At 69.7% G+C, this 6,214-nt stretch carries 3 protein-coding genes; 2 read left to right on the forward strand and 1 reads right to left on the reverse strand.

The window, feature by feature from the left end; translation table 11 throughout:
- Window positions 1-311 precede the first annotated feature (311 nt).
- Window positions 312-2,270, forward strand: coding sequence for a DUF7800 domain-containing protein (locus ACY5KJ_RS06860; protein ID WP_462187242.1), 1,959 nt, complete (start codon window positions 312-314; stop codon window positions 2,268-2,270).
- A gap of 64 nt (window positions 2,271-2,334) precedes the next feature.
- On the opposite strand, the gene ACY5KJ_RS06865 is transcribed toward ACY5KJ_RS06860, so the two are convergent.
- The gene (locus ACY5KJ_RS06865; RefSeq protein WP_462203010.1) at window positions 2,335-3,705 is read right to left on the reverse strand and encodes an ABC transporter substrate-binding protein; all 1,371 of its coding nucleotides are present in this window, start codon (window positions 3,703-3,705) and stop codon (window positions 2,335-2,337) included.
- Between the two features lie 444 nt (window positions 3,706-4,149).
- Between ACY5KJ_RS06865 and ACY5KJ_RS06870 the strand changes: the two genes are divergently transcribed.
- Window positions 4,150-6,214, forward strand: a 2,065-nt coding sequence (locus ACY5KJ_RS06870; RefSeq protein WP_462203011.1) for a sensor histidine kinase, incomplete at its 3' end; no start/stop codon positions are given.

The raw sequence follows: 6,214 nt of genomic DNA on the forward strand, positions 1-6,214 counted from the left end.
TTACTTCATTACGTCCCCCTACAGCCGACATACCTCCGATCTCCTCCGTGCGGCAACAGTTGGATAGACCGGCTCCTAGCTGAAGGAAGGAAGGCCCGAGTTTGAAGGCCCAGCTCAAAAATCTCCAGAATATCTTCGCTCGCGCTGCCGTGAACGGCGCTACACGACGAGCCTGTCGTCCGACTTCCTGGAGTGGCTCGCGTGGCGCCGTCGCCTGAAGGCGATCAGCCGAGTGTGGTCGTTAAGTAGCACGCTGTCCATGCCGTGCGATAGCCGGACGTGCGTTCGTCTCGTTGGACGAGAGTGGGCGAATGACTCGTTCGCTTCTCGGCCCCATCCACCGGCACACCGAGGCAACGCGTGTCACTCTGTGGATGGAGGTCGACGCTGCTTGTGATGTCGAGGTCCGGGTCCCGCGTGGCGCACTCGCACGTGCGACGTTCGATCCGCCGGCTGGGCAGGCCCGTACCTTCGAGGTGGCCGGGCACCACTACGCAGTCGTCGTGGTCGAAGGCCTGACGCCGGGAGAGCCGGTTCCCTACGAGGTGTGGTTGACGGACGAGGTGTGGTTGACGGGTCCCGGGCCCGGAGGGCCGGCGGTCGGGTCCGAGCCGCCCACCGACGGCGCGGTGCGGGTCTGGCCGGAGCCGGGCAGGCCGCCGAGCCTGCTGCGTCCCGTCAAGGACGAGGGGCCCCTGCGGCTGGTCTTCGGCTCCTGCCGGGTGACCGCGCCGCAGGAGCAGCCGTACACCCTGAACGCCGATCAGGACAGCCGTGGACTCGGCACGGACGCGCTGCACGCCCTCGCCCTGGAACTGCCCGCGCACGACCCCGCCTCCTGGCCGGATGTCCTGCTTCTGCTCGGTGACCAGGTCTATGCCGATCATGTCTCCTCGCAGACGGCGGCGCGGATTCGTGACCGGCGGGATGTCACCGTCCCGCCGGGGGAGGAGATCGCCGACTTCGAGGAGTACACCTGGCTGTACCAGGAGGCGTGGTCGCAGACGGACATCCGCTGGTTACTGTCAACGGTCCCGACGGCGATGATCTTTGACGATCATGATGTGCGAGACGACTGGAACATCTCCGCGGCATGGCGTACGGAGATTAGGGCCGCGCCGTGGTGGGACGCACGCGTCACCGGCGGGATCATGGCCTACTGGCTCTACCAGCACCTCGGTAACCTGGCCCCGGCCGTCCGGGAGTGTGATCCGGTGTTCCGGGCCGTGGTCGAGGCGGGAACCCCCGCAGTGCCCGAGGGCGGGGCCGCCCCGGCCAGCGTGGCCGACAGCGTGGCCGGCAGCGTGGCGGAGCAGGTGCTGCGCGCGTTCGCCCGACGGGCTGACGAGGCGGCAGACCACCCCGACGTGACCGCGGGGCGAACCGCCGCGGCCGATGGCCGGGTCGGTCCCCGTGCCGTCGCCCAGCCTGAGGGTGCCCAGCCTGAGGGCCACGGCGAACCGGCCGGCCGGGCGGTGCGATGGAGTTTCCGATGGGACCTCGGTCGGACCCGGCTGATCGTGATCGACTCCCGGTGTGCACGGGTGGTGTCCCCCGACGGTTCGCGGGCGATGATCGACGCCGTCGAGTGGGAGTGGGTGCGGGAACAGACCCTGCACGACGGCGAGGTGGATCACCTGTTGCTCGGCACCTCCGTCCCGTTCCTGCTGACACCGACGATCCACAACGTCGAGGCGGCCAGCGAGCTGATTGCGGGCGGGCGGTGGGGCCGACGGGCCGCGGCCGTGGCCGAGCGGGTCCGCCAGGCCCTCGACCTCGAACACTGGTCGGCCTTCGGCTCCTCCTTCGCCGCGATGGCGGAGCTGCTTCGGTCTATCTCGGCGGGGGAACGCGGTCCGGCGCCGGCCAGCGTGATCGTGCTGTCCGGTGACGTGCACCACGCCTATCTGGCCCGTGCCGACTTCCCGGCGCAGTCCGACCTCACCGCCGCGGCCACGGCGCCGAGCCCAGTGTGGCAGGCGGTGTGCTCGCCGTTCCGCAACCCGCTCGGTCCGGCGATCCGGCGGGTCGGCGCGATCTCCCGGCGCGCTCCGCTAGCCGCATTCTCCGCGGCCTTCGCCCGCCTTGCCGGGGTGCGGGGCCGGTCCATCCGGTGGACGGTCACCCACGGACCCTGGTTCGACAGTCAGCTCGCCGTCCTCGAGCTCGACGGACGCGCGGCCCGGTTCCGGCTGGAGAAGACCGAGCCGGACGGCGCCCCCGGCGGCCTCGATCCGGTGCTGGTGGCGGATCTCGCGCCGGCGAGGTGATCCGTGGACGGGCCGGGCGGAGAACGATCCGCGTACCTACTCGTTCCGTATACCTACTTGATACCTACTCGTTCCGTGTCCTGGTCCTGGTCCCTGGCGTCGACTGTGACGCCGATGTCGCCCCCGATGACGGATGTCCGACAGCCGTCACGGCCGTCCCCGGCGCGGGCCACCTGACCGTCGTCGTGGCCAGGTCGCGGGGGTAGACGGTTCTGAACGTCGTACCGGTGGCCTGTTCGATCGCTGTTGCGGAAAGTGTGTTCTGGTGGGTTCCGTCGAAATGGACGCCGTTCCACGGCATGATGGTCGAACTCGCGGGTAGATTCAGGGCGGTCAACGCGGAGCGGACCAGTTCACGATCCGCACTGCCCGCGTCGTCGATTGCCTGCGCGATCGTGGTCACGGCGGTGAAGGCCTCGGCCGCATCCTCGGTCATCGGCGCCCCGAAATCGTGCAGATAGCGGTCGATTACTCTCGCGGCCAGCGGATTGGCCCGGGCGATGGGCATCGACCAGGCGACCTGACGGCTGACCCGATCGGCGAACTCGGGAACCGCGGCGAGTCGGGCGGCCTCCGCCGGGTCGCCGTACACGACAACCGCGGGTGGTATGTACCCACCATCCCGGAAAGTGTTTCCCAGAATTTCGCCCTGGCTGGGAGAAATATTCGTCAGTACAACGTCGGGTGCAGCGGTTCGCAAGGCGCCGACGGCGGCGGCCAGATCGCCGGTACCCGGCTGGCCTGTACCCGGCTGGTAGGCCACGCTCGCCACGACCGGGTAACCGGTCTCCTCGGCGAACTCTGCCACAGTCGCCTGCATATCGAGGCCGGTGGCGTCGTTGGTGTAAAGCAGGGCGACGCGTCGGCGCTCCTGGCCCGGCTGCTCGGCGTCACGCAGCAGGGACAGGAAGGTGCCGCCGTAGTCGGCCGCGTCGGGTCCGATCCGGAAGAACCAGCTCAGCCCACGTTCGGTCAGCGCCGTCAGCGGCGGGCCTCCGCTGACGAACGGGATCTGCAGGCGTTCGGCCCGCTGGCTGGCTTCCAGGGTGGCGTCCGGGGTGAACGCGCCGACGATGCCCACGACACCGTGGTTGGTCATTAAGCGTGACGTGACGTCCGCGGCCTGGCGCGGATCGCTGCTTGTGTCCAATGTCACAACAGAAAGCTGGGCCCGGCCGGATGGCCCCCAGGAACCTCTGGTCTCGTCGCCCGCCCAGCTTTCGCCGGCGTTGATGAGACGGCTGGCGAGCTCTGCTCCGCGTTGTGCGTCACGCCCCGTTTCGGGATTGCCCTGGGTCAGGGGGGCGAGCAGTCCGATCTTGACCTCGCCGGAAACTCGGGCCGGCTCGGCTTTGCCACCGCCATCGCAGGCGGCCAGCGCGACTACGGAGAGAAGCGCAAGGCCCGCGACCGTGCTTCGAAACCCGTGGATCATCGCGCTCCCCGCATGCCCGGCTCGGTGAGGAGTGAAAGCTGGCAGTGGCCAGGGGCGACACTAGTTGTTTGTCGGGCAACAACCGCAGCCGGGCTGCCCGGCAGCGCGGGTGATTGACGGGGCCGATCGTCAGGCGACCCCACCGGCGGCGGCATCGGGCGCCCACATAGTCTTTGCAGGCCAAGGCATAGTCTTTGCCGGCCGGGGCCGGGACTGGCCTGGCGGGACAGTTCCAGAGGGCGATCCGAGAGGGCGAGAGGTACGGATCTCGTGGTCCAGCCGGGAAGAAGGCGGGTCGCGACGGATGACCCGCCGGGGTCCTCTGTCGAGGGCCGGCATCGTGGCGCGGGCACACCCGGGGACCGGGAGCAGCTATCCCCGGTGCGGCGTCGGCGGCACTCGGCGGGGGCCTCGACCGCTACGGCTCCGACCGCCGCCGCGGCCATGACCGGGGCGGGGGAGTTCCGATCGCGTCCGTGGCGGCGGCCGTGCCTGCACGACCTCCCCGTGCGCGGGAAGCTCTTCGCGGCGTTGGCGGTGCCCATGGCGGCCTTCCTGGCGGTGGCGATTCTCGCCGGCGTGACCTGGCTGCCCGACGCCGCCAGCTATGGTCACGGGGTGACCGCGGCGAAACTCGGCCGGGACGTGACCGCGGCGGTGCACGAGATGCAGCTCGAGCGGGATCTCGCCGCGGGCTTCATCATGAGTGGGCGTGGCGCCAACCCGACCAGCAGGGCGCTGGCCGACCGGCTGAACACCGAGCAGCGTGTTGTGGACAAGGCGCTGACCCGTTTCCAGGCCTCGCTAAGGTCCTCCTCCGGCCGTCTCGGCCGAGGGGCCTCCCCGCTGTCCGCGCAGGTGCGGCAGAGCATGGCCGCACTGCCCGCGCTGCGCCAGGCCGTCCGGGGCGGGAAGCTGCCCATCGGCGCGATCCTGAGCGAGTACTCGACCACGATCAGCCGCCTGCTCGCCTTCGACCGCCGGATCGGGCAGGACAGGAACGACGACGAGCTCCGCTACTCCACCATGGTCCTCAATGACCTGTCGACCATCAAGGAGATCAACTCCCAGATCCGCGGTCAGCTCTACGCCACGGCCCTCACCGGCCGGTTCGAGTTCGGCGCCGCCGAACGGATGTCCGGTCTCCTCGCCGAGGAACAGACGGCCGAGGACGCGTTCCGCGCCGCAGCCCGCCCCAGCGACCGGATCCGCTACGATCAGATCGTCAACGGTCAGGCGCTGCTGACGGTCAAGCGCACCCCCGACCGTGCCGTCCAGCGTCAGCGACTGCCCGACCTCGGCATCGATCCCGACCAGTGGTTCGCGGCCAGCACCACCCACATCGAGCTGCTGCGCACCGTCGAGACCGGCCTGCTCGACAACGTCATCGGGTCCGCGAGCGAGCTGCGCTCCACCGCCTGGGAGCGGACCGCCATCCTCGGCGCGCTGATCATCACTATCATGGTCGGTGCGATCGTGTGGACGCTGGCGATCGCGCGCACGATGACCGGCCCCCTGCGCAGACTGCGGACGGGCGCCCTCGACGTCGCCCACGAGCGCCTTCCCCACCTGATCGAGCAGCTGCAAACCGCGTACCCGGACCAGGTCGACACGACGATCCGGTCCATCGCCATCGCCATCGACTCCCGTGACGAGATCGGCGAGGTCGCGCGCACCTTCGACGAGCTGCAGCACGAGGCGGTGCGGCTGGCTGCCGAACAGGCCGGCCTGCGGCGCAACGTCAACACCCTGTTCCTGAGCCTGTCCCGGCGCAGCCAGAGCCTCATCGAACGGCAGATCGCGCTCATCGACCGGCTGGAGGCCACCGAGGAGAACCCCCTCCAGCTGGAGAACCTGTTCAAGCTTGACCACCTGGCGACCCGGATGCGCCGCAACAGCGAGAACCTGCTCGTGCTCGCGGGGGCTGGACCGGGCCGGCGCCGGGCGGGTCCGGTACCGCTGGGTGACGTGCTGCAGGCCGCGATCGGCGAGATCGAGCAGTACGAACGGATCCAGATCATCGAGGTGCCGGAGGTGCAGGTTGCCGCCGACTCCGTCAACCACGTCGTCCACCTCGTCGCCGAGCTACTGGAGAACGCCGCCCAGTTCTCCCCGCCATACCTCGCGGTCGACCTCGCCGCGTCCCGCCTCGACGACGGCAGACTGCTCATCATCATCGACGACGCCGGCCTCGGGATGTCGGAGAAGGAGCTGACCGCAGCCAACCAGCGGCTGGCCGAGCCTCCGGTGTTCGACTTCTCGATCGCCCAACGCCTCGGCCTGTTCGTCGTGGCCCGCCTGGCCGCGCGGCACGACATCGCGGTGCGGCTGGCACGCTCGGATACCGGCGGGGTTCGCGCGCTCGTCCATCTGCCTGCCGTGCTGCTCGTCGCGAGCATCCCGCCTCGTGGCACCGCGCCTCGTGGCAACGGCCTAGCGGCTCCCGGCCTGGCGGCTCCCGGTGCGACGGGCCTGAACGGTCACGGTCCTACAGGTCCTACCGGTTCTG

Source organism: Frankia sp. CcWB3, assembly GCF_977927595.1.

Bases quoted from the DNA above. Each gene is read 5' to 3' on its own strand.
- ACY5KJ_RS06860 (WP_462187242.1), top strand. From the start codon at position 312: ATGACTCGTTCGCTTCTCGGCCCCATCCACCGGCACACCGAGGCAACG.
- ACY5KJ_RS06865 (WP_462203010.1), bottom strand. From the start codon at position 3,705: ATGATCCACGGGTTTCGAAGCACGGTCGCGGGCCTTGCGCTTCTCTCC.